This window comes from Microlunatus sp. GCM10028923 (assembly GCF_042666975.1).
Classification (GTDB): Bacteria; Actinomycetota; Actinomycetes; order Propionibacteriales; family Propionibacteriaceae; genus Microlunatus.
The window spans coordinates 260,905-282,195 of sequence record NZ_JBHTFF010000008.1; the positions used below are offsets into that span (position 1 = coordinate 260,905).

Below are 21,291 nucleotides of genomic sequence, written 5' to 3' on the forward strand. Positions count from 1 at the left end.
TTAGTTTAGTTTCCTTGCCATGACAGTAGATTCCGTACGGGAGGCGCCGACCCGCCTCGACCGCACGACGACGCTGATCGTGGTCGCCCTCGCGGCCGCCGCCCTGATGGCCGTCCTCGACGGAACCGCCGTCGCCGCTTCGCTGACCACGCTCGGCACGACCTTCGACGCCGGTGTGGACACCGTCATCTGGGTCACCGTCGGCTACCTGATCAGCGCCGGCCTGGCCCAGCCGTTGGCCGGCTGGGCGGCCGACCGGTACGGCGGTCGCACGGTGTTCCTGATCGGGTTGGCCGGGTTCGTCGCCGGCTCGATCCTGGCCGGGTTCGCCTGGTCGATCGGTGCCCTGATCGCGTTCCGGGTGCTGCAGGGATTCGGTGGCGGGTTGCTGGAGCCGTCCGCACTGACGCTCACCGCCCGGAACGCACCGGCACCGCTGGTCGGCCGCGTGATGGGCACCTTGTCCATGATCATCAACGTCGCACCGATCCTCGGCCCGCTGTTCGGCTCCGCCCTGGACGCCGACCCGTGGTGGCGGATGATCTTCCTGATCAATGTGCCGCTCGGTCTGATCGTCTTCCTCGCGACCGTACGGCTGCTGCCGCGCGACCGCCCGGTCGAGAGCTCCCGCGGACCGATCGACCTGGTCGGGCTGATCTTGCTCCCGCTCGGCTTCGTCGCCCTGCTGCTCGCCCTGAACCGGGCCGGCGCCGGCACTCCGGCCTGGATCTCGGTCACGCTGGCCGCGGTCGGGGTGCTGCTGCTGGCCGGCTACGTCCGGCACTCCCGGACCACGGCCCGGACGCCAGTGCTCGACCTGCGACTGCTGCGGCACCGCGGCTTCGTCGGCAGCCTGATCGTGATGGCGACCGTCGGGTTCACCATGTTCTCCCAGGTGATCGGACTGCCCTTGTACGCGGAGCAATTGCACGGATTGCAGGGCATCGCCCGCGGGCTGTTCGTCTGCGCGCTCGGGATCGGGCTGATCGTCTCGATGTCCAACGGCGGCCGGATCAGCGACCGGACAGGGCCGCGGGTGCTGGCCCGGACCGGCGCAGCGGTGACCGTGGCCGGACTGGCCGCCTTCGCGATGATCAACGCGTTCGCTCCGGTGCCGGTGCTGCTCGGCCTCATGATCATCATCGGGCTGTCGTTCGGCTTCGTCGCGGCTCCGTCGTTCGCCAGCGTGTTCCGGGTGGTGCCGGCGGAGTCCACCGCCCAGGCGACCGCGACCCTGTTCATCGTGGTCCAGCTCGCCGCCTCGGTCGGCGTCACGGTGGTCGGCGTGATCACCGAGCTCGGCCCGATCGGCTATTCGCTGATCTACGCCCTGCTCGCCGCCGCCCAGCTGATCGCCCTGGTGGCGACCCGACTATTACCCGGGCGGCCCACCGGCTGATCATGACAGCATGACGGGTATGGACGAGTTCACCCTGACCAACCAGGCGTTCTGGGACGAGGTCGCGCCGCACCACGCCACGTCGGAGTTCTACGCGGTGGAACGCTTCGTGGCGCATCCGGACCGACTGGCCGAGCCGGAGCGCGGTGAGCTCGGCGAGGTCTCCGGACGCTCGCTCTGCCACCTGCAGTGTCACATCGGCCTGGACTCGCTGGCGCTGGCGTACCGCGGCGCCGAGGTGACCGGGGTCGACCTGTCCGAGGAGTCGCTCAAGATCGCCCGCGAACTCTCGGCCAGGACGGGGATCCCGGCCACCTTCGTCCAGTCCGACGTCCTCACCGCCGCCGAGACGCTGGGCTCCCGCTACGACATCGTGTTCACCACCCGCGGAGTCCTGATGTGGGTCAGCGATCTCGCGGCCTGGGCCCGGACCTGCGCCCGGCTGCTCCAACCGGGCGGGGTCTTCTACCTGCTCGACGTACATCCGCTGGCCATGGTGCTGGAGGAACACGATCCCGGCTTCCGCTTGACCGGAAGCTACTTCGGCGGTGCGCCGAACGTGGTCGAGGCCGACGCGTCGTACGCGGTCCGCGACGTGGGCCTGACGCACCGGAAGACCCACGAATGGGTCCATCCGGTCGGCGCCGTGGTGAGCGCGCTGGCCGAGGCCGGCATCATGATCGACTTCCTGCACGAACACCCGGCCGATGATCAGGTGCCGGGAGCGCTCGGCCTGCCGGCGCTCTATTCGATCCGCGGGCGGCTCGCCGGGTCTTGATCACGCTCGTGCCCGATCATGGTGGTGGCCATGATCCTCGGCACGGCGCCACGGTTCGGCGCGATGCAGTGGAAGGTGTCGCAGTGCACCAGGTACGCGTCGCCGGCGGCACCGGTCAGTTCGACGACGCGAAGGTCGACGTCACCGACGGTGCCGCCGTCGATCATGAACCGGCGGATCCGGTCCGGTGCCGGCTCGTCGAGGGCGGGCCGCCACAGTTCGCGCAACCAGCGGTCCCGGCCGAGCCGGTCCCGGAGCCGCCGCGGGTGCGGACCGTCCTCGGAGTCCCGGATCAGCGGACCCACCAGGCGGTGCGATCCGGTCAGCACCAACGTGCCGCCACCGCGCGGTGCCAGGTCGTCCAAGATCACGAACAGTTGCACGGCGCGCGGGTCCGGGGTTCCGGTGAGCGGCGTGAAGTCGTTGTGCCACACCTCCTGTGGCACCGTCCAGGGATCAGCCGAGGGCCCGGGGAAGGTGATCAGCAGGCGGCCCCAACGACGCGGTGGCGTCCACCGGCCGGCGCCGAGCAGGCCGTCGAAGGCGGCTCGGATCGCCGGGCTGCCGAGCTCGCGGAATTCCGGCCGACCGGTGACGGGCCGGAGTCCGGTCGGCCTGGTGACCGACCAGGTCTCCGGTCGGTCCGGTTGCATTCCGTGCTCCCGGCCGAGGTGTTCCCAGATCCGGTCCACCATCGCCCGGGTCGCCGGTCGCTCGATCGCCCCGGGCAGCCGGAGCAGGCCGGTCCGCCGGAACTCGTCACGTTGATCGCCGGTGATCATGCGGTCCCTCCTGTATGCGGTCTCCCTACCCGGAAAACACGAACGCACCCGGAGCCTGGGCCGCCGGACGGGCGTGCTGAAACCCGTCCGGGGCTCCTGGCTCCGGGTGCGTCCAAGACTGCGGCGCTGCCCGGGGCAGGTCTGTCCCCACGAGCGTAACTCCGGGCGAACCCGTTGCGCCAAAGGTTTTCGCCATGATCATCGAGGCGGGCTACCCTGACCGCGTGGAGGCACTTCCCGACCCGATGACGCTGGCCAGGTTCAGCCTGGCGCAGCAGCACCCGATCACGTCCGGCTGGGCCGACGATCAGGTACGGCTCGCCGGCCTCGCCGTCGAGCACGAGGACGATCTCATGCTCGCCACGGACCTGGAGGTCGCAACACTCCGCCGGGACCGGTTCGCCCCGGACCGCCCGATCGAGGTGATGTTGAACCGCTGGCTGCCGGCGACGCCCGACCTGATGGTGATGCTGAGCATGCGTTACGAGGGTGGCGACCCCCGGCTCCCATTCGTCGACGCCTCGGCGCTCAGCCGTGCGGTCACCGTCGATGATCTTGATCCGCTGACGAAGGCGGCGCGGCAGACCTTTGGGGATCTGAACCCGCTCTACCTCAGGATCTGGAGCGCCGAGGACCATGATCATTTCCCGGGCGCCGCGGGCGACAAGCGGTTCCTGGCGGCACCGCTTCGCCGGCTTCGCGATGCTGACGTACCGGACGGACTGCGGCTGCAGCCGGCGACCGCGCTGGACCACTACGCCGAGGCCGAGGCGGCCTATGCGGCCGTGGACGCCCGGTTCCCGCACCACCCGCGGCAGGCCAGGATCGCCGACCGGGACCGGCTGCAGGCGTTGATCAAGGCCGGACTCCTGTTCGACGTGGTCGCCGACGACGCCTGGATCGGCTACGTCGGCGTCGCAGCAGAGGGAAAGCTCGGTTTACCCGGCTACACCGTGCAGGAAATCGTCCTGAACGAAGCCGCCCGCGGCCGGCGCCGCGGCGGTGCGCTGAGCACCCTCCTGGCCCGGACGCTGCCCGGCGACGACCAGGTGCTGATCGGCACCATCCACGCCGACAACGTCGGCTCCCGGCGGGGTGCGCTGGCCGCCGGAAGAATCGACATCGGCGGCTGGTTCGACGTACCGCTCAGGTGAAGCGGGGCTGCACCACTCCGTCCATGGTCGCCGCGATCAGGCCCGGCACCGCGGACCGCTCCAGCCGGCCCGCCGAGACGTCGGCGGCGGCGCCCTTCATCAGGTAGTGCACGACGTTGGCCAGCCAGGACGCCGGAAGATCCTTCCGGAACACCCCCTCGGACTGACCGCGCTTGATCAACTCGATCAGGCGGCGTTCGGGCTCGGCGTGCATCTCGTGCACGCGGCCCGGCGGCAGCAGCGCCTGCGCCGCCACCAGCACCGAGCCGGCCTGTGCGGTGAGCAGCCAGCTCGACTCGACCAGCGCCGCGAGGACATCGCGCGGGTCGGCGGTCAACTCGATCCCGCGCAGCGCCTCCTCACCCCGCTCCAGTAGCCGGGTCAGGGCCGCTTCGACCAGCACCTCGCGAGACGGGAAGTGCCCGTAGAGGGTGACCCGTCCGACGCCCGCAGCCTTGGCGATCTCGGCCATGCTCGCCTCGGGATTCGTTCCCAGACAGGAAATCGCCGCCTCGAGGATCCGCTCCACGTTCTGCTGCGCATCCGCCCGGAGCGACCTGGTCCGCTGTGCCTGGGTACTCGCCATCGGATTCTCGCCTCACTAACTTGAACACTGGTGTTCGGGTTATGCTATCGTACGTAACCTGAACACCGATGTACGACTTAAGGAGTTCCGATGACTCAACTGGCCTCCGCCCCGGCCGGATCCGGGGCGCTTCCGCATCGCTGGCGGATCCTGTGGATGGTCGGCATCGCGCAACTGATGCTGATCCTCGACGTGACCGTGGTGGCGATCGCACTTCCCCACGTGGGTACCGATCTCGGGCTGGCCCGGGAGACCCTGACCTGGGTGGTCAGCGGCTACACCCTCGCGTTCGGCGGACTGCTGCTGCTCGGCGGCCGGGCCGCCGACCTGTTCGGCGCCAAGCGGCTCGTCCTGATCGGGCTCGGCCTGTTCGCGGCCGCGTCGCTGACCGCGGGACTCGCCGTCTCCGGTCCGATGCTGCTCGCCGGCCGGGTCGGCCAGGGCGTCGCCGCGGCGATCCTGTCACCCGCCGCGCTGTCCCTGGTCGTGACGATCTTCGACGGCGAGGAACGCAACAAGGCGCTCGGCATCTGGTCGGCCCTGGGCGGCAGCGGCGCCGCGCTCGGCGTCCTGCTCGGCGGCCTGCTCACCGCCGGACCCGGCTGGCCCTGGGTCTTCTTCATCAACGTGCCGGTCGGCGTGATCCTGCTCGTCCTGCTCCGCCAGCAGCTGCCGGCGCGGCCACGGCCGGCGACCCGTGGCCGACTCGACCTGATCGGTGCCGCCCTGGTCACCGTGGCCACCGGCGCGCTGATCTTCGCACTCATCCGGGCAGGTGATCACGGCTGGGTGACGCCGACCACGATCGGCCTGATCGTCGCGTCCGCCGTGCTCTACGTGATCTTCACGGTACGGCAGCTGCGCACCCCGAGCCCGCTGATGGACATCCGGCTGCTGGTCCGCCGGCCGGTGGCGACCGGCACCCTGCTGATCATGGTCGCGACGGCCCTGATGATCATGGTCTTCTTCCTGGGCACCTTCTACCTGCAGGACTACAGCGGCTTCAACCCCCTAATCACCGGCCTGCTCTTCCTGCCGGTCGCCCTGGCCACCATGGCCAGCGCCCAGCTCACCGGCCGGCTGCTCGGCCGGGCCGGAACCCGGACCCTCGGCCTGACCGGGCTGCTGGTCGCGGCTGCCGGCATGGCCCTGCCGGCGTTCGTACCCGGCACCGTCGCGCTGGTGATCGGAGTGGCGGTCGCCGCGGCCGGCACCGGGACCCTGTTCGTGGTCGCCTCGGCGACCGCGCTGGGCCAGGTCGAGCCGGAGCAGGCCGGCCTCGCCTCGGGCATCGTCAGCACGTTCCACGAGTTCGGAGCGTCGCTCGGCGCGGCGGTCGTGTCCAGCATGGCGGCGGCCAGCATCGCCGGCACCTCGGCCGACGGCTTCGGCCGCGGCTTCCTGACCGGGGCCATCGTGGCCGTGGTCGCGGCCGGCGCCTTCCTCCTGCTGACGCCGCGGAAGGTCGCTTGATCAAGCACCGCAGCGCGCCGGCACCTCACCCGAGGTGCCGGCGCAGCCGCGCGACAAGATCATCGAGATCGCCTTCCGGTGTGCCGGGCCACGGCGGCCACCACGGTGCGTCGTCCGGGGTGCCGCGATGCCGTACGAAGACGTGCTCGTGCAGGTGGGGCACCGCGAGCCCGGCCACGAAGGCATGGACGGCCAAGACGTCCAGCTCGGCCTCGAGCGCCCGCGCCAGGCGGCTCCGGGCGACGCCGATCGCACTGGCCTCCGCGTCGGTGAGCTCAGCCGGCGACGCCACGTGGCGACGTGGCTCGATGAAGACGTACCCCAAGGAGCCCGACGCCCGATGAGCCACATGGATCACCTCGTCCACGTAGATCACGGGACCCACCAGCTCACCCTCGCCCCGGTGCTTCCGGCAGATCGGACACTCCCTCATCCCACCCTCCTCTCCCTCGATCCTCCATGATCGCGACCCCGCGCGTCGCCCCACCGGATCCGCGACTCCTCCTCTCATCCGCGGCCACTGCAACAGTCGCGGACGCGAGGAACTGTCGCGGCTCGGATGACGCCGCCAGCGCAAGCCCGGAGCCGATCCAGGTCGAGGTGCCCGTCCGAAGTCCCGACGAATCCGCGAACGTTCCTTGCATCCGCGACCGCCGCAACGGTCGCGGATGCGAGGAATGGTCGCGGCTGATCCTGGAGATCGGAAGATCCCGCATGCGCAAGCCCGGAGGCGTTCCAGATCGACGGACCGGTGAAAGCCGTCCAGGTCCGCGAACCCTCCTAGCATCCGCATCCGCATCCGCACCCGCGACCGCTACGGCAGTCGCGGACGTGATCAACGGTTCCGGCCGAGCCTGGAGATCCGAAACTGCACCATGCGCAAGCCCGGAGACGATCCGGGCCCCGAGGCCCGCCCTAAACCCCATCCACGGGCGCGAACATTCCTCGCCTCCGCGACCGTTGCAACAGTCGCGGACGCGAGGAAGGGTCGCGGCTGAGGTCGAACCGGGGCGAGCGGAGGGACCGCCACTTCGCGGCGGGTCGCGCCCCGGAACTGGCCGGCTCAGGAAGCCCGAGGGTGGGCGGTTGCGGTCAGGTCGGCGTGCAGGTCGGCGCCGGACCAGGTCCGGCGGCCGCCGGACTCGGCGGCCCGGACCAGGTCGACCAGGCGCTGGTTGGCCGGCGCGTCCAGGCCGAGGTGACGGGCGAGGCGCACTACCTCGCCGTTCAGGTCGTCGACCTCGGTCGGCCGGCCGAGGTCAAGATCATCGAGCATCGACGAGCGCGCTGAGGGGTCGATCCTGATCATGGAACCGGCGAGGCGGCTGAACACCGGGTCCGGCGCGGCGATCAGGCGGGGCAGCCAGGACGGCGGCAGCGGGGTCAGTCGGGCGACCGGCTGACCGGCCCGGCGCAGCAGCCGGATCGCCTCCGCCATGGCCAGCGCCAGGCAGCGCCGGAACCGCCGATCGGACAGTTCGGTCCGCAAGGGCAGCCCGGACAGGGCGTTGATCGCGTTGTTGAGATTGAGCAGCAGCTTGGCCCACTGGACCGGCTTCAGGTCGGCGTGCTCGCGCAGGGCGAGGCCGGCCCGCCGGAACGCGTCGCGATGGGGCGCCAGAGCCGGGTCGGTCTGCACCTCGAGGCCGCCGGAGGTGGCGATGTGGAACCGGCCGTCGCCCCGGTGCACGACGTTGAACGGGACCATCCCGGCCAGCACGGTGCGACCGGGCAGCGCGGCCCGGAGTACGTCGGCCTGGCCCAGGCCGTTCTGGAAACTGATCACCACGGCGTCCGGGGCGAGGGTCGGGGCGAGTTCGGCGGCCGCGCCGGCCGTCGCCGCGGACTTCACCGTCACCAGCACCAGGTCCGTCCCGGAGGGTGCGCCCGGCTCTGTCGTCACCGGTACGTCAGCCGGCGCCGCCCGCCACGTTCCGCCCGCCAGATCGGTGATCACCAGCCCATGGTCCGCAACCTCGGCGGCGATCCGCGGCCGGCCGACCAGCGTCACCGGCACTCCGGCCGCGGCGAGCCGACCGCCGAGGGTGCAGCCGATGCTCCCCGCTCCGTACACGCACACGGTCATGGAGGCACCGTACGTCGATCGGGCACCATGGACGAAGACGCGGAACGCCGAAGGGAGTGGCTGATGGACCAGCCGGTCGGCTACTTCGACCTCAACATCGAGGAGGTGCTGGAGCACTGGCCGACGTCGTTCGCGATCCGGGAGCTGATCGCGAACGCCCTCGACGAGCAGGCGATCACCGGCACCGCGGATCCGGTGATCAGCAAGGACGGCGACGCCTGGCTGATCCGCGACTTCGGCCGCGGCGTCCGCTACCAGCACCTGACCCAGAACGAGAACCCCGAGAAGCGGCGCCACGACGACGTGATCGGCCAGTTCGGCATGGGCCTCAAGGACGCCCTCGCGGTCTTCCACCGGCGCGGGGTCGAGGTCATGATCAGCTCACCGTACGGCGATCTCAGCACGTCGCTCCGCGCCAAGGAAGGCTTCCCGGACATCCGGACGCTGCACGCCGGCGTCACCGCACCGGCCCGGCCCGACGAGCCGGGCACCATGATCAGCTTGCGCGGAGTGACCGATGACGAGGTTGCGGCCGCCCAGCGCTACTTCCTGCGCTACAGCGGCGACCAACTGCTGGAACAGACCCGCTACGGCCAGGTGCTGGCCCGGCCGGACGGGCAGCCGGCGAACCTCTACGTGAAGGGACTGCTGGTCGCCCAGGAGGAGAACTTCCTGTTCTCGTACAACATCACGAGCCTGACCAAGAGCCTGCGCCAGGCCCTGAACCGGGAGCGCAGCAACGTCGGCCGGGGCGCCTACACGGACCGGGTCCAGGCGATCCTCAAGCAGTGCACGTCGGCCGAGGTCGCCCGGCCGCTCGCCGGCGATCTGGAGAACTACCGCGCCGGCGGCATGCACGACGAGCTGGCCTGGACCGAGATCAAGCTGCACGCCTGCCGGGTGCTGGCGAGCCACGAGCAGGTCGTCTTCGTCACCGCCGGCCAGCTCGCCTTCGGCGGTCCGCAGATCGAGTACGCCCAGGAGGAGGGTTACCGGCTGGTGCTGGTCCCCGACGACCTGGCCGGCAAGATCAACAAGCTGCAGGACCTCGAGGGCCGGCCGATGCTCGACCTGGACGCGTACCGCGAGGTCTGGAACGACAGCTTCTCCTTCCAGTTCGTCGATCCCGCGGACCTGACGCCCGCCGAGTCCAGCGTGTACGGGCTCACGGAGTTGATCATCGACGCCGCCGGAGTCGAGCCGGCCCGGATCGGGGTCGACGAGATCCTGATCTCGGAGACGATGCGATTGTCCGACAGCGGGCGGACGATCTACGGGCTCTACGATCCGGCCGAGCGCCGCATCGTGATCCGCCGGGATCGGCTCGCCGCGCCGGCCGACTACTGCGGCGATCTGCTGCACGAACTGACCCACGCCGCCAGCGGCTACACCGACGGCACGCTCGACTTCGAGGACGCACTGACCGAACAGCTCGGACTGATCATGGCCGAGTTGATCAAGGCCGGGCGGACCGGCTAGCGGAGCTCGATCCAACTGCCGCCGGCAGCCAGCGAGCGGTCCGCGGCGGCATGTACCTCGACCAGTTCCCCGGCCTGCTGCGGCGTCTGATCGGGCGTCACCCCGGCGCAGAAGTCGAGATAGACGCCGAGGGTCCGGCGGTAGATGCCGGGGTAGTCGGTGACGGTCGCGGTCCGCCACTCGCCGCCGACCCGATACCCGGCGCTCCAGCCCAGGACGTCGCCGGCGTTCGCCCCGCTGTGGCAGTCGACCGTGATCCGGTGGCTCCCGTAGTCCAGGGTGACGTTGCGGTCCTCGGCCGTGCCGGTGTCGATCACCCGGCGGACCCCGAACCCGCCGACCCGGGTGGCTACGGCCAGCGTGTGGATCCCGTACCCCGCCCAGGCGCCGTAGCCGCGCGCGAAGCCGGACTCGATCGGCCCGCCGGACGGGGCGTCGGCCAGTTCGGCCGCGTACCGCAAGGCCGAACTGCTGAAGATCGGCGTGCCGTGCCGGTCGGCACGCTCGATGATCATCCGGGCGTCCACGACCCGGTCGGCCAGCAGCTTGTCGAACACCACCGGCTTGCCGGCCGGCAGCACCTGCTCCGCGAACCGGGCGTGAGCGTCGAGGTTGTCCGGCGCCAAGATCAGGATCGCGTCGGACCGGTCGACGACCTCGCCGACCGACTCGGCCCGCGCCACCTGGTTGCGGTCGCACCAGTCGTCTCCCGACGCCGGGTCCGACTCGTACGCGATCAGGTCGACCCCGCGGTCCGCGTACGTCGAGCGCAGCAGCTTCAGGAAGACGTCGGCGTGGTAGTTGGCCAGATGATGATCAACGAAGCCCAGCTTCATCGGGTCCCCCTCGTCCGGACGGCTCGAGCCGATCGGGTCACGACCGGAGCCTTTCGATCATGGACCCTACCGGCCCTGGCCGACCGGTGATCATCAGCCCATCGACTTCGAGCCGTCGATGGACTCGCGGATGATGTCGGCGTGGCCCGAGTGCTGGGTCGTCTCCGCGACGATGTGGACGAAGACCCGCCGGGCCGACCACTCGGTGTCGGTGAACCAGGGCGCCTTCGGCAGCTGCTGGATCGCGTCCAGCGACGGCAGCTCGCGGAGCAGCGCGTCGGTCCGCGCGGCGACCTCCTCGTAGGCGGCCAGCGCACCCGCCAGGGTCTCGGTCTCGGTCAGCCGGAAGCTGTCGGCGAACTCCGCGTAGTCCTCCTCGGTCCAGTCCGTGAAGTCCTTGTCGTTGGACTGCATCGACTCCGGGCCTTCGACGATGAAGGTCGCCCAGTTCTGCTCCACATGGGTGACGTGCTTGATCAGTCCGCCGATGGTCAGTTCGCTGGCGGTGCTGCGCGTCCGAGCCTGGTCGTCGGTCAGCTCCCGCGCGGTGAACCGGAGGAAGAACCGGGCCTTGGCCAGGGCGTCGAGGAGGTCCCGCTGCTCGCCGGACAGGATCGCGGTGGCGGTGGTGTCGATCGTTGCGGTCATGGTGTTTCCTTCCGAACTTCCCTCGGGCCGTTCCCTCCGGGCTCACCAACGACACTACGAACGATAGTTGCCACTTTCTGTCCTCAATTGCGAGAATCCTGGGGACATGGCCAACACGAGTTCGCGAACCCTCCGGCTGCTGTCGCTGCTGCAGACGCACCGCTATTGGTCCGGCGAGGAACTGGCGGACCGGCTCGACGTCTCGGTACGGACGCTGCGGCGCGACGTGGACCGGCTGCGTGATCTCGGCTACCCGGTGCAGGCCGATCGCGGCGTCGGCGGCGGCTACCAGCTCGCGCCCGGGGCGTCACTGCCGCCGCTGGTGCTGGACGACGAGGAGGCGGTCGCGCTCGCGGTCGGGCTGCATGCGGCCGCGCACGGTTCGCTGACCGGGATCGCCGAGGCGTCCGTACGCGTGCTGGCGAAGGTGATCCAGGTGATGCCGGGCCGGCTGCGCCGCCGGGTCGAGGCGGTCCGGTCGGCGACGGTCGCGCCGAGCTGGGGCGCGCCGGCCAGCACCGATCCGGAGACGCTGGTCGTGCTCGCTCAGGCCTGCCGCGACGACGAGCGGGTCACCTTCGGCTACCGCACCGCCGATGGCCGGTCGGGTGCGCGCCGGGTCGATCCGGCGCAGCTGGTCCAGATCGGCCGCAGCTGGTACCTCGTCGGGTACGACCTCGATCGCGGCGCCTGGCGCAGCTTCCGGCTGGACCGACTGCAACACCCCGAACGGACCGGCAAACGGTTCGCGCCACGGCAGGTGCCGGGCGGCGATGCAGCGGCCTTCGTCGAGGCGGGTCGACGCCGCGCCGGCCAGCACAAGATCACCGCCGAGCTGGCCGGCGACGCAGACACGATCCGCAAGATCATCGGCGAATGGGCCGACGCGACGCCGCTCGATGATCACCGTTGCCGGATCGTACTCAGCGCCGACTCCCTGGAGTGGGCCGCCTGCGCGCTCGGCCTGGCCGGGGCGGAGATTCTGAGCTGCAACTCCCCCGAGCTGCTCGCCGTACTCCGGAACTGGTCCGAGCGGTTCGCCGCGGTCCCGGCCTACCAGCCGGACGGAAACTGATCATCGATCCACGCCGTCACCGCCGACACGGTCATCGCCCGGCCCGGACCGGTGTCGCCGGGACCCGAGGTCTGATGATCAAGATCGGGAAGGTCGAGGCAGTCGCAGCCACAGCCGCGCAACACCGGCCCGAACTTGCGAAATCTGGGCCAGCCGGGGTCCGCCGTACCGACGTAGATCAACACCGGCTTGCCCAGGTCGCGCAGCTCGAGATGCCAGTCGAACCTGCGGCTGGCCCGCCAGAACTCCAGTGCAGCCTTGGGCAGCCGCGGCTCCCGTTCCAACCGGCGCATCGTGGCGTCGGTCGGGAACCCGATCAGCGAGGTGCCACCGACAATCAGCCCGCAGGCCCGGTCGTTGCCCCGCGCCGCCATCGCCGCCATGAAGGCCATCTGCGAGAAGCCCCACGCGACGAAGCGGTCCACCCCCTCGTGATCGAGGACGGCGAGCACCTGCCGGTCGATCGAGCCGAACGCGTACTCCTCCGGCCGGTCGCTGGCCCCGAACCCGACCGGCTGCACCTGCAGCACCCGGAACCGGTCGGTGAGCAACGCCACCGGGCCGAAGTCGAGCGGGCGGCGGTTGTTCTTGATCAGGACGATGGCCGGCCCGGCCCCGGCCGAGCGGTACGCGACCGTGGCGCCGTCGACCTCGAGCCGCCGCAGGCCGTCGTCCCTCGCGCTACCCACCTGAGGCAGGCTAGTTCCTGCCACTGACAAAGGAGCGGATCATCGGATGAGACTGCGCGAGGCCGTACGTGCCCTGATCGTCGACCCGGCCGACCGGGTGCTGCTGGTCCGGTTCTGGTGGGAAGGTGTCGATCCGGCGGACGGCTTCTGGGCCGTCCCGGGCGGCGGCATGGAGGGTGACGAGACCAGGCTCGCCGCGTTGCAGCGGGAGCTGCTGGAGGAGACCGGCCTGACCCTCGACGCGCTCGGGCCCGAGATCTGGACCAAGACGGCGATCTTCCCGATGAGCCGCTGGGACGGCCAGATCGATCATGTCCATCTGATCCGCACCGCGCCGTTCCAGCCGGTCCCGGGCCTGACCGCCGAGCAGCTCGCCGACGAGGGCGTCCACGAGATCCGGTGGTGGACCCCGGACGAGATCGCCGCGGCCGAGGTGACCTTCTCGCCGCGCGGTCTGCCCGGGTTGATCAAGGACCTGATCCGGACCGGGACGCCCGCGACCCCGATCCCGCTGTCGGGATTCTGACCGCGACCGGTCCGATTTCCGCTCGCCTGCGGGCGTGAGGACGCCGGCGATCGGGTAGAGGGAAACCGTGACGACGTCCGGACTTCGCTCGCGCGGGACCGAAGGCTACGAGGCCACGGGGCGGACCCTGCTGCCCGGAGTGGCCCTGATCGCGGTCACCTTCGGACTGGCCCGGTACGGCTACGGCCTGCTGTTGCCGGAGCTGCGGTCGGAGTTCGCCCTGAGTGAGGGGCTGGCCGGCCTGATCGCCTCCGCGACCTATGCCGCGTACCTGTTCGCGAACGTGGCCGTGGTCGTCCTGATGAAGCGGTACGGAGCCAGGGCCACCATCGGCCTGGCCGCGGCGCTCGCGGCCGGCGGCATGATGATCATGGCGGTCGCCGCGAATCCCGCGGTGCTGACCGTCGGCGTGCTGGTCGCGGGGGCGGCCTCCGGGCTCGCCCTGCCGCCGTACTCGGGCCTGGTCGCGACCCGGGTCGAGCCGCGCCGGCGGGACCGGGTGTGGCCGGCGATCAGTTCGGGTACCGGGTGGGGCGTCGCGCTGGCCGGCCCGGTCGCGATCGTGGCCGGCGACCGCTGGCGGCTGGTCTGGGCGACCTTCGTCGTGGTCGCGGTCGGCGTCGGAGTCGCCGCCGTCCTGCTGGCGCCACGCAAGGAGAGCGGCTCGGCCCGGATGCCGCAGTTGAGTCCGAGTTGGTTCGTCTGTCCGAAGTCTCGGCCGTTGCTGGTCTCGGCGGTCCTGCTGGGCCTGGGCAGCGCGGTCTGGTGGGCGTTCTGCGTCGACGCGCTGCGCGAAGCCGGCCATGATCCGGCCGCCGCCCGGATCGTCTATGCCGTCTGCGGCGCGGCCGGCATCCTGGCCACGGCCGGCGGCAGCGCGCTGGGCCGGTGGGGACTACGTCGCGGGTACCTGATCAGCTGCCTGCTGCTGGCCGGAGCGGTCGCCCTGCTCGGTCTCGCCCTCGGCCACCTGGCCACCGCCACGGCGGCCGCGATCCTCTTCGGCGTCTTCTACAACGGAACCCTGGCCGTCCAGGGGATCTGGAGCTCCCGGGTCTTCGCCGAGCATCCGGTCGCCGGTCTGGCGGCCGTCAACGTGGCCGTCACCCTCGGCACGCTGATCGGGCCGGCCCTGGCCGGTATCGGCGCCGACCGGTTCGGCTATGGTCCCGCACTCGTGGGCGCGGCCGTCGTCGTGGCACTGGCGGCCCCGTTCTGTCCGCCGAGTGCCCGCCGGCGGCGCAGGCTGGCCGAGCACCGCTGCCGGGCGGCGCCGGTCCGGCCATGATCATCCTTGGTCGATCATGATCAACTCGGTGGTTCAGCGAGGGCTGTGCACCAGGTAGCGCTCGTCCGTGATCGGGCCACCCCAGTAAGCCGGATCGTCCAGCCTGCGCAGCTCCAGGTCGCGGCCCTGCTCCCGTACCAACTGGGCACAGGCGTCGGCGGTCAGTCCGGCCCCGGTGGACCAGTTGCCCTCGATCAAGATCAACCGGCCCTCCGGGGCGAGCAGCCGGATCCAGTTCGCCAACGCCGTCGGCGGGTTGGGCATCGCCCACAGCACGTGCCGGGCGAGCACGACGTCGTACGCCCCGGGCGGCAGCGGCGGCTCCGACGCGTCCCCGACCAGGAATTCCGGTGCCGGGGTGAGCGATCCGATCTTGGACCGGGACCGCTTGATCATCTCCGGCGAGAAGTCGATTCCGGTGACCTGGTGTCCCGCTTCGGCCAGCAGGATCGCCAGACTGCCCGTACCGCAGCCGAGATCAGCGACGCGTTGCGGCTCCGGCCCGATCAGCGGCACCAGCAGTTCGCGCCAGGCGGCACGGACCTCGGGATCGCTCAGACCATGATCAGCAGCATCGTCGAACTTCGGAGCCTCGCGGTCCCACAGCACGCTCAGTTCATCCGTCATCCCGCCATGCTGTCGTACCGCACTGACAACCCGGCCGATCGGCGACAGATCAAGATTCCTGATGTTTGGCTCGGGATATTGGCATTGGACGTCATGCCGTCTGGGGCTCAGGATCGGAACTATCGACAGGTCATCCGAAAGGACCACTCCCATGTCCGCAGTACGCGTGCACAACTTCTCGATCTCCATCGACGGTTTCGCGACCGGCGCCGGCCAGGCCGTCGACGCACCCTTCGGCCACGCCGGCGAACGGCTGCACGAATGGATGTTCGCGACCCAGTCCTGGCAGGGCGCGGGCGGCAGCATCGGCGCCGACAACGCGTTCGCGGAACGGCACGGTCCCGGGATCGGGGCCGAGATCATGGGCGCCGGCAAGTTCGGTCCGCCCAACTGGCAGGACGATCCCGACTACCGGGGTGCCTGGGGTCCCAATCCGCCCTTCCACACGCCGACCTTCGTGCTCACCCATCGGCCGCGGCCGTCGATCGAGATGGAGGGCGGTACGACGTTCCACTTCCTCGACGCCTCACCTGCCGAGGCCCTCGAGCAGGCCCGGGCGGCGGCCGGCGGTCTGGACGTACGGATCGGCGGCGGCCCCACGGTCGTCCGTGACTTCGTCAACGCGGACCTCGTTGATCACCTGCACGTGGTCCAGGTGCCGATGCTGCTCGGCCGCGGCGTCCGGCTGTGGGACGGGCTGGAAGCCATCGAGGAGAAGTACGACATCGAAGCCGTCTCCACCCCGAGCCGGGTCACCCACCTGACCTTCACCCGGAAGCGCTGAAATCTCGATTGTGTCGAGGCGGTCGTCCTGGCAAAGTCCTTGATCATGTCCGGCATCGAGGATCTCGAGATCAGAACGTTCCGCCTCGACGACGTCGACGGCTGGGCCCGCACCGAGCTGCAACGCCGGCACCTGATCGACGCGCTGGAGAAGTCGGGCGACTACCTGGCTGCCGTACTGCCCACGGGGCGGATCGTCGGCAAGATCGGCATCCGGTACGACGAGCAGCCCGGCGCCGGCAGCCTGTTCCAGTTCGATGTCGTCGAAAGCCTGCGTGGGCAGGGAATCGGGACTCGGCTGGTCCACCGGGCCGAGCAGGTGATTCGTGATCATGGTTGCGACCGGGCCACACTCGGGGTCGAGGACACCAACGAAGCCGCCATCCGGTTGTACCGGCGTCTCGGCTATCAGGAGTTCGGCACCGAGGCCGCGGAGTGGGACCAGGAAGACGCCGACGGGACGATCTCTCGCTACCGATGCCTCTGCCTGCTGATGTGTCGCACCCTGTCCGACGACTCGACTCCGCCATGATGGTTCCATGATCTCGGCACCCGTCGACACCGTCGGCGATCAACGCGTCGTGGCCCGCTGGAGTCACGCCCTCGCGGCGGCCGTCGCGGCGGCGGGGCTGGTGATCCAGCTCGGTCTGCTGTTCTCCGGCGGCCGCGACGTGAACTCCGGCTCCGACAGCGGCAGGGTCCCGCTCGGGACCAGGCTGGTGCAGTTCTTCAGCTACTTCACCATCCAGAGCAACATCGTCGTCCTCGTCGTCGCCATTCTGGTCGCCCTGCGGCCCGCGCGGGACGGCCGGATCTGGCGGATCGTCCGGCTGGATTCCCTGCTCGGCATCGTGACGACCGGGATCGTGTACGCCGCGATCCTGGCGCCGCTGGTCCACCTCGAAGGGATCGCCTTCACCGCGACGTTCCTGTTGCACTACCTCAGCCCGTGGCTGTTCCTCGCCTGCTGGCTGGTCGCCGGGCCGCGGCCGCGGATCACCTGGGGTACGGTCGCCGGCGCCTTCGTCTGGCCGGTCGCCTGGATCGCGTACACCTTGATCCACGGGGCGATCACCAACTGGTATCCGTACCCGTTCCTCAACGTCGGCGAGCTCGGCTTCCCGACCGCACTCCGCAACATCCTCGCCATCCTGGTCGCCGCCGGCGTGCTCGCCGTGATCTTCCGCTTCCTCGACCGGCTGCCCGCGCTGAATCGCTGAGCCCACCGGGACCCGGCTCACGGTTTGCGGAACGCACCACGCCCGAGTTGATCAAGAAAAGAGCCGAGCCGACGGGACCAGGACACAAGATCGTCGAGCTCGCCGGCGAACGAGGTGATCAACTCCGCGGCCGTCCGGTACTGATCCGTAGCCGGCCCGAGGCCATGCGCGACGACCGCCTCGACGTTGCGGAGGATCCAGTCGAGCTCGGCCACCTCGATGCCGAGAGCCAGTTCGTCGGCCGGGTCGGCGGTGCCGCCGGCGGCGCGGTACGCCTCCGCGAACTCACCGAGCTGCCCTTCCGTACGTACGAAGGAGGCGGCCGCCGTCACCAGCTCGACGCCCGCGACGACCGGCCCGGCGTAGTCCCAGTCGGTGATGATCAACTGGCCGTCATGGTCCACGACCCCGTTCTTGGGATCGAAGTCGCGATGGCTGACCTGCATCGGCCGGCGTTGCTGACGAAGGACCTCGAGCTGGTCGGCCAGCCGCTGAACGAGCGGGGTGATCGCGGCCATCTCGTCGGCCCAGGGCACTCCGGCTGCCCGGCTGGCCACAACCCCGTGCTCCCAACGATCTTGGTCGGGTCCCTGAAGTTGGGACGTATCGCCACCCGGCACCTGCTTCGCATGGAGCCGACCCAGCACCCTCCCCGCCGAGGCCGCTAGTCCGTCGCTCCCGACGAGCTGCGAGGCCGGCGTTCCGGGCACCCAAGAGTGGCACCGCGCCGTCCGGACACCAGACCCGACCGGAAGGTCGGCGAGGATCTGCCCGTCGTGGCTCAGCACCGGCGCCGGCCCACCGATGCCCGACGCCAGCGCTTGTTGCTCGAAGCCGATCGCCGTGATCAGGACCTGGCGCCGGGCCGGCGACAGGTTGGGCGGAAACAACTTCACCGCGAAGTCGCCCCGCCCAGTGATCACCCGGAAGACCTCGTTCGACCAGGCCTCGGCCACCGGGACCGGCGGATCGAGCGGTTCGCCAAGGTCGAAGTGCTGCAGCGCGGACCGCAGATCAGGAGTCACCACGTGCCCATCCTGGTCCACGACGAGTCGCCACGCAGGTCAGATTTTGCTGGTGATCTTGGTTCGGAGTGGCGATGTCGACGATCCGGATGACCGACAGCGTGTCAGCGGTCAGCGGCCGTGCGCGCGGCAGTCTCCAGCCGGGCCACCCAGGCGTCCCAGTCCCAACCGTCTGAGTCGGGCAGCCCGGTCGCGTCGCGGCGGCCTCCGGCAGCGCCGTCGATCAGCTCGCGCACGATGTCGACCTGTCCCAGATGGCGCGAGGTCTCGCTGATCATCATGGCCAGGATCGCGCCCAGCGTCGTCTCTCGATCACCCTCGTTCCACCACGGAACCGATCCGGGGGAGTCCAGGTCCAGCGTCCGGATCGTCTCGTCCGCGTGCGCACTGGCGCGTCGGTAGAACCCATTGATGTACTCGGCGCTCTCATCCGGCGTCGCCCACATGTCGCCGCCCTCCCAGACCGTTCCGTCCTCGAAGCAGGCCAGCCGCTCCGGAGCCGGACGCCCGAAGACCTCCCCGAGGTAGCCGTACTCCTCGGCCGCGACGTGCTTCATCACTCCGAGCAGGTTCGTCCCGGTCCGCGTCATCGGTCTGCGCAGGTCGTACTCGCCCAGGCTCTCCAGCTTCCACAGGAACGCGTCACGGTTCCCTCGCAGCGCTGACCACAGAATCTCCTTCATGCGGCCAACCCTCGCAAGCACCACCGACAACCTGCCGACATGATCAAACGCGAAACGGCCTCCCCCAGGCGCAAGTCCTAGTGAGAGGCCGTTTCTACGGGTGTGGCAGGTGTTGGATTCGAACCAACGTAGGCGAAGCCGACGGATTTACAGTCCGCTCCCTTTGGCCACTCGGGCAACCTGCCGTGCTGACCAGGTCAGCGGTGAGAACAATAGCAACAGATTCGCCTGACGCCCAAAGCGGTTGTCCGCTGGTGGGCGGCGGGTAACCCGGGCGCCATCACTGCGTCGCTCTGAGCCCAGTGGTACGGCAGTCTGCCGCGTCCGGTTGCCGACCGGACCGCCCGACTTCGGGCTCGCGTCACGTGGACCTCACACACGGCTGACGTACTGGCGAGTGCCAGCACCGCCGCACCCGCAGGAGTGACCGTGTCAGCCACCGAATCCCCCGCTCCCCTGCCCACTTCCACCCCGCGCAGCCTCAGCCGGCGCGGACTGCTCGGCCTCGGCGGCGTCGCCGTCGTGGCCACTTCGAGTGTCGCCTGGACCAGCACCGCGGCCGCGAAGCCGCTTCCGGCCGACCCCTTCACGCTCGGCGTCGCGTCGGGCGAACCGGCGCCGGACGGCGTCGTGCTGTGGACCCGGCTGGCCGTCCAGCCGACCGCCGCGGACGGCCTGGGCGACATGCCGTCACGGCCGGTCGAGGTCGAGTGGGAGGTCGCGCTGGACCCGGACTTCCGCCGGATCGCCCAGCGTGGCCGGATCGACGCCCAGCCCGAGCGCGCGCACAGTGTGCACGTCGAGCTCCGCGGGCTCCAGCCCAGCCGCGAATACTGGTACCGCTTCCGCGCCGAGCGGTACGTGAGCATGACCGGCCGCACCAAGACGGCACCGCCGGCCGGGCATCACAACCGGGAGATGACGTTCGCCTTCGTCTCCTGCCAGAACCTGCCGGCCGGTTTCTTCAACGCCTACGAGCATCTGGCTGCCGAGCAACTTGATCTTGTGGCCCATCTCGGCGACTACATCTACGAGGGGGTCGGGGCGTCCGAGCTGCCCGGCCGGTCGCACCTGCCGGCGGCGGAGATCTTCAGCCTCGCCGACTATCGGGTACGGCACGCGCAGTACAAGACGGATCCGCAGTTGCAGGCCGCGCACGCCAGCGCGCCATGGGTCGCCGTACCCGATGATCATGAGGTCGAGAACAACTACGCCGACGCGATCAGCCAGATCGACACCGAGCCGGACCAGGACCCGGCCGTGTTCCTGGCCCGGCGGGCCGCCGCCTACCAGGCCTACTGGGAGCACCTGCCGTTCCGGCGCAGTGCGATGCCGAAGGGCCCGGACATGCAGTTGTACCGCAGGCTTCCGTACGGTTTCTTGATCGACTTCGACCTGATCGACACCCGGCAATATCGGGCCGACCAGGTGGAGCCGTGCCCCGGCGACTGCCCCGCCCGTTGGGATCCGACCCGGACGATCCTCGGTGATCGCCAGGAGGACTGGCTGATCTCCGCACTGTCCAAGACGCCGGCCACCTGGAAGATCATCGGGAACCAGTCGGTCACCTTCGACGCCGACGGCACCGAGGGCGACGGCGTCTCGTACGGGAGCGACAACTGGATGGGCTACGCCGGCGCCCGGCAGCGGCTCTACGAACGGATCGCCGATCGCGGCGTGAAGAACTTCGTGGTGATCACCGGCGACGCCCACCGCAGCGCCGCCGCCGACCTGAAGCTCGACTTCCGCGACCAGAACTCCTTCACCGTCGGCACCGAGTTCCTCGGCACGTCGATCAGCTCGGGCGGCGACGGCACCGACCTGGACAACCGGGCCCGGATCTGGATGGCCGAGAACCCGCACGTGAAGTTCGGCAACGTGCAGCGCGGCTATCAGCGGGTACGGGTGCGTCGCGACGCCCTGACCGTCGACTACCGGGTGGTGCCGCAGGTGACCACCGAAGGCGCCCCGATCTCCACCAGGGCAAGCCTTTCCGTCGAGGCGGGCCGCGGCGGGATCGCGGGCATCGAGGACGGCAAGCCGATCTCCTGATCACCGCAGAAGTCATCGTTCCCTGAGCCTGTCGAAGGGGCCACCTGGCTCGGCCCTTCGACAGGCTCAGGGCACGTCCGCGCGTGGCTCAGGGCACGCTCG

22 protein-coding genes and 1 tRNA gene are annotated in these 21,291 nt (G+C 70.1%); 12 read left to right on the forward strand and 11 right to left on the reverse strand.

Annotated elements, in window-relative coordinates:
• The first annotated feature begins 19 nt into the window (after positions 1-19).
• Positions 20-1,399 carry a DHA2 family efflux MFS transporter permease subunit gene (locus ACFQU4_RS21280; protein ID WP_377495646.1) on the forward strand — a complete coding sequence of 460 codons (1,380 nt, stop codon included), beginning with the start codon at positions 20-22 and terminating at the stop codon, positions 1,397-1,399.
• A 19-nt stretch (positions 1,400-1,418) separates the two neighbouring features.
• Positions 1,419-2,177 (forward strand): class I SAM-dependent methyltransferase, encoded by a 759-nt coding sequence (locus tag ACFQU4_RS21285; protein ID WP_377495648.1) that lies wholly within the window; start codon positions 1,419-1,421, stop codon positions 2,175-2,177.
• Here ACFQU4_RS21285 and ACFQU4_RS21290 read toward each other — a convergent pair.
• Entirely contained in the window at positions 2,144-2,959 is an 816-nt protein-coding gene (locus tag ACFQU4_RS21290; RefSeq protein ID WP_377495650.1) for a phytanoyl-CoA dioxygenase family protein, read from the reverse strand. The genes ACFQU4_RS21285 and ACFQU4_RS21290 overlap by 34 nt on opposite strands.
• Before the next feature lie 194 nt (positions 2,960-3,153).
• On the opposite strand from ACFQU4_RS21290, the gene ACFQU4_RS21295 reads away from it, so the two are divergent.
• Complete coding sequence (locus tag ACFQU4_RS21295; RefSeq protein ID WP_377495653.1) at positions 3,154-4,113, forward strand: hypothetical protein; 960 nt, start codon at positions 3,154-3,156, stop codon at positions 4,111-4,113.
• On the opposite strand, the gene ACFQU4_RS21300 is transcribed toward ACFQU4_RS21295, so the two are convergent.
• On the reverse strand, positions 4,106-4,699 hold the full coding sequence (locus tag ACFQU4_RS21300; RefSeq protein ID WP_377495656.1) for a TetR/AcrR family transcriptional regulator: 594 nt from the start codon (positions 4,697-4,699) through the stop codon (positions 4,106-4,108). The genes ACFQU4_RS21295 and ACFQU4_RS21300 overlap by 8 nt on opposite strands.
• Positions 4,700-4,789: 90 nt before the next feature.
• Here ACFQU4_RS21300 and ACFQU4_RS21305 point away from each other — a divergent pair, with 90 nt between their 5' ends.
• The gene (locus tag ACFQU4_RS21305) at positions 4,790-6,172 is read left to right on the forward strand and encodes an MFS transporter (protein ID WP_377495659.1); all 1,383 of its coding nucleotides are present in this window, start codon (positions 4,790-4,792) and stop codon (positions 6,170-6,172) included.
• A gap of 25 nt (positions 6,173-6,197) precedes the next feature.
• Here the strand turns inward: ACFQU4_RS21305 and ACFQU4_RS21310 are convergent, their stop codons facing one another.
• Entirely contained in the window at positions 6,198-6,605 is a 408-nt protein-coding gene (locus ACFQU4_RS21310; protein WP_377495661.1) for an HIT family protein, read from the reverse strand.
• Positions 6,606-7,235: 630 nt separating this feature from the next.
• Positions 7,236-8,258: a 2-dehydropantoate 2-reductase gene (locus tag ACFQU4_RS21315; protein ID WP_377495663.1), complete on the reverse strand. Its 1,023-nt coding sequence runs from the start codon at positions 8,256-8,258 to the stop codon at positions 7,236-7,238.
• 63 nt (positions 8,259-8,321) lie between these two features.
• Here ACFQU4_RS21315 and ACFQU4_RS21320 point away from each other — a divergent pair, with 63 nt between their 5' ends.
• Positions 8,322-9,737, forward strand: a complete 1,416-nt coding sequence (locus tag ACFQU4_RS21320; protein WP_377495665.1) for a hypothetical protein — start codon at positions 8,322-8,324, stop codon at positions 9,735-9,737.
• Here the strand turns inward: ACFQU4_RS21320 and ACFQU4_RS21325 are convergent.
• Positions 9,734-10,573: a Gfo/Idh/MocA family oxidoreductase gene (locus ACFQU4_RS21325; RefSeq protein WP_377495667.1), complete on the reverse strand. Its 840-nt coding sequence runs from the start codon at positions 10,571-10,573 to the stop codon at positions 9,734-9,736. The genes ACFQU4_RS21320 and ACFQU4_RS21325 overlap by 4 nt on opposite strands.
• Positions 10,574-10,666: 93 nt before the next feature.
• Positions 10,667-11,221, reverse strand: coding sequence for a DinB family protein (locus ACFQU4_RS21330; protein ID WP_377495669.1), 555 nt, complete (start codon positions 11,219-11,221; stop codon positions 10,667-10,669).
• Between the two features lie 106 nt (positions 11,222-11,327).
• On the opposite strand from ACFQU4_RS21330, the gene ACFQU4_RS21335 reads away from it, so the two are divergent.
• Entirely contained in the window at positions 11,328-12,296 is a 969-nt protein-coding gene (locus ACFQU4_RS21335) for a helix-turn-helix transcriptional regulator (RefSeq protein WP_377495671.1), read from the forward strand.
• On the opposite strand, the gene ACFQU4_RS21340 is transcribed toward ACFQU4_RS21335, so the two are convergent.
• The gene (locus ACFQU4_RS21340) at positions 12,275-12,985 is read right to left on the reverse strand and encodes an alpha/beta fold hydrolase (protein WP_377495673.1); all 711 of its coding nucleotides are present in this window, start codon (positions 12,983-12,985) and stop codon (positions 12,275-12,277) included. The genes ACFQU4_RS21335 and ACFQU4_RS21340 overlap by 22 nt on opposite strands.
• Before the next feature lie 46 nt (positions 12,986-13,031).
• On the opposite strand from ACFQU4_RS21340, the gene ACFQU4_RS21345 reads away from it, so the two are divergent.
• Together ACFQU4_RS21345 and ACFQU4_RS21350 are read left to right on the forward strand one after the other, a co-directional pair.
• Positions 13,032-13,511 carry an NUDIX hydrolase gene (locus ACFQU4_RS21345; protein ID WP_377495675.1) on the forward strand — a complete coding sequence of 160 codons (480 nt, stop codon included), beginning with the start codon at positions 13,032-13,034 and terminating at the stop codon, positions 13,509-13,511.
• 67 nt (positions 13,512-13,578) lie between these two features.
• Complete coding sequence (locus tag ACFQU4_RS21350; RefSeq protein ID WP_377495677.1) at positions 13,579-14,799, forward strand: MFS transporter; 1,221 nt, start codon at positions 13,579-13,581, stop codon at positions 14,797-14,799.
• A 33-nt stretch (positions 14,800-14,832) separates the two neighbouring features.
• Here the strand turns inward: ACFQU4_RS21350 and ACFQU4_RS21355 are convergent, their stop codons facing one another.
• Positions 14,833-15,426 (reverse strand): class I SAM-dependent methyltransferase, encoded by a 594-nt coding sequence (locus ACFQU4_RS21355; protein ID WP_377495679.1) that lies wholly within the window; start codon positions 15,424-15,426, stop codon positions 14,833-14,835.
• Positions 15,427-15,577: 151 nt separating this feature from the next.
• Here ACFQU4_RS21355 and ACFQU4_RS21360 point away from each other — a divergent pair, with 151 nt between their 5' ends.
• From ACFQU4_RS21360 to ACFQU4_RS21370, 3 genes are read left to right on the forward strand one after another with little or no spacing between them, the layout of a single operon-like run.
• Positions 15,578-16,210 carry a dihydrofolate reductase family protein gene (locus ACFQU4_RS21360; RefSeq protein WP_377495681.1) on the forward strand — a complete coding sequence of 211 codons (633 nt, stop codon included), beginning with the start codon at positions 15,578-15,580 and terminating at the stop codon, positions 16,208-16,210.
• 45 nt (positions 16,211-16,255) lie between these two features.
• Positions 16,256-16,741 (forward strand): GNAT family N-acetyltransferase, encoded by a 486-nt coding sequence (locus ACFQU4_RS21365; protein WP_377495683.1) that lies wholly within the window; start codon positions 16,256-16,258, stop codon positions 16,739-16,741.
• 7 nt (positions 16,742-16,748) lie between these two features.
• On the forward strand, positions 16,749-17,429 hold the full coding sequence (locus ACFQU4_RS21370; protein ID WP_377495685.1) for a Pr6Pr family membrane protein: 681 nt from the start codon (positions 16,749-16,751) through the stop codon (positions 17,427-17,429).
• Between the two features lie 17 nt (positions 17,430-17,446).
• Here the strand turns inward: ACFQU4_RS21370 and ACFQU4_RS21375 are convergent, their stop codons facing one another.
• The 3 genes from ACFQU4_RS21375 to ACFQU4_RS21385 all read right to left on the reverse strand — a co-directional run bounded on the left by ACFQU4_RS21375 (position 17,447) and on the right by ACFQU4_RS21385 (position 19,322).
• Complete coding sequence (locus ACFQU4_RS21375) at positions 17,447-18,457, reverse strand: phosphotransferase enzyme family protein (protein WP_377495687.1); 1,011 nt, start codon at positions 18,455-18,457, stop codon at positions 17,447-17,449.
• A 101-nt stretch (positions 18,458-18,558) separates the two neighbouring features.
• Positions 18,559-19,137 carry a DinB family protein gene (locus tag ACFQU4_RS21380; protein WP_377495689.1) on the reverse strand — a complete coding sequence of 193 codons (579 nt, stop codon included), beginning with the start codon at positions 19,135-19,137 and terminating at the stop codon, positions 18,559-18,561.
• Between the two features lie 103 nt (positions 19,138-19,240).
• Positions 19,241-19,322: transfer RNA gene (locus ACFQU4_RS21385), tRNA-Tyr, on the reverse strand.
• 244 nt (positions 19,323-19,566) lie between these two features.
• Here ACFQU4_RS21385 and ACFQU4_RS21390 point away from each other — a divergent pair.
• On the forward strand, positions 19,567-21,189 hold the full coding sequence (locus tag ACFQU4_RS21390; protein WP_377495691.1) for an alkaline phosphatase D family protein: 1,623 nt from the start codon (positions 19,567-19,569) through the stop codon (positions 21,187-21,189).
• The last annotated feature ends 102 nt before the right edge of the window (positions 21,190-21,291 follow it).

What these genes read in the sequence shown, in the direction of transcription:
- ACFQU4_RS21280 (WP_377495646.1), top strand. Translation starts at nt 20, where the DNA reads ATGACAGTAGATTCCGTACGGGAGGCGCCGACCCGCCTCGACCGCACG.
- ACFQU4_RS21285 (WP_377495648.1), top strand. Translation starts at nt 1,419, where the DNA reads ATGGACGAGTTCACCCTGACCAACCAGGCGTTCTGGGACGAGGTCGCG.
- ACFQU4_RS21290 (WP_377495650.1), bottom strand. Translation starts at nt 2,959, where the DNA reads ATGATCACCGGCGATCAACGTGACGAGTTCCGGCGGACCGGCCTGCTC.
- ACFQU4_RS21295 (WP_377495653.1), top strand. Translation starts at nt 3,154, where the DNA reads ATGATCATCGAGGCGGGCTACCCTGACCGCGTGGAGGCACTTCCCGAC.
- ACFQU4_RS21300 (WP_377495656.1), bottom strand. Translation starts at nt 4,699, where the DNA reads ATGGCGAGTACCCAGGCACAGCGGACCAGGTCGCTCCGGGCGGATGCG.
- ACFQU4_RS21305 (WP_377495659.1), top strand. Translation starts at nt 4,790, where the DNA reads ATGACTCAACTGGCCTCCGCCCCGGCCGGATCCGGGGCGCTTCCGCAT.
- ACFQU4_RS21310 (WP_377495661.1), bottom strand. Translation starts at nt 6,605, where the DNA reads ATGAGGGAGTGTCCGATCTGCCGGAAGCACCGGGGCGAGGGTGAGCTG.
- ACFQU4_RS21315 (WP_377495663.1), bottom strand. Translation starts at nt 8,258, where the DNA reads ATGACCGTGTGCGTGTACGGAGCGGGGAGCATCGGCTGCACCCTCGGC.
- ACFQU4_RS21320 (WP_377495665.1), top strand. Translation starts at nt 8,322, where the DNA reads ATGGACCAGCCGGTCGGCTACTTCGACCTCAACATCGAGGAGGTGCTG.
- ACFQU4_RS21325 (WP_377495667.1), bottom strand. Translation starts at nt 10,573, where the DNA reads ATGAAGCTGGGCTTCGTTGATCATCATCTGGCCAACTACCACGCCGAC.
- ACFQU4_RS21330 (WP_377495669.1), bottom strand. Translation starts at nt 11,221, where the DNA reads ATGACCGCAACGATCGACACCACCGCCACCGCGATCCTGTCCGGCGAG.
- ACFQU4_RS21335 (WP_377495671.1), top strand. Translation starts at nt 11,328, where the DNA reads ATGGCCAACACGAGTTCGCGAACCCTCCGGCTGCTGTCGCTGCTGCAG.
- ACFQU4_RS21345 (WP_377495675.1), top strand. Translation starts at nt 13,032, where the DNA reads ATGAGACTGCGCGAGGCCGTACGTGCCCTGATCGTCGACCCGGCCGAC.
- ACFQU4_RS21355 (WP_377495679.1), bottom strand. Translation starts at nt 15,426, where the DNA reads ATGACGGATGAACTGAGCGTGCTGTGGGACCGCGAGGCTCCGAAGTTC.
- ACFQU4_RS21360 (WP_377495681.1), top strand. Translation starts at nt 15,578, where the DNA reads ATGTCCGCAGTACGCGTGCACAACTTCTCGATCTCCATCGACGGTTTC.
- ACFQU4_RS21365 (WP_377495683.1), top strand. Translation starts at nt 16,256, where the DNA reads ATGTCCGGCATCGAGGATCTCGAGATCAGAACGTTCCGCCTCGACGAC.
- ACFQU4_RS21370 (WP_377495685.1), top strand. Translation starts at nt 16,749, where the DNA reads ATGATCTCGGCACCCGTCGACACCGTCGGCGATCAACGCGTCGTGGCC.
- ACFQU4_RS21380 (WP_377495689.1), bottom strand. Translation starts at nt 19,137, where the DNA reads ATGAAGGAGATTCTGTGGTCAGCGCTGCGAGGGAACCGTGACGCGTTC.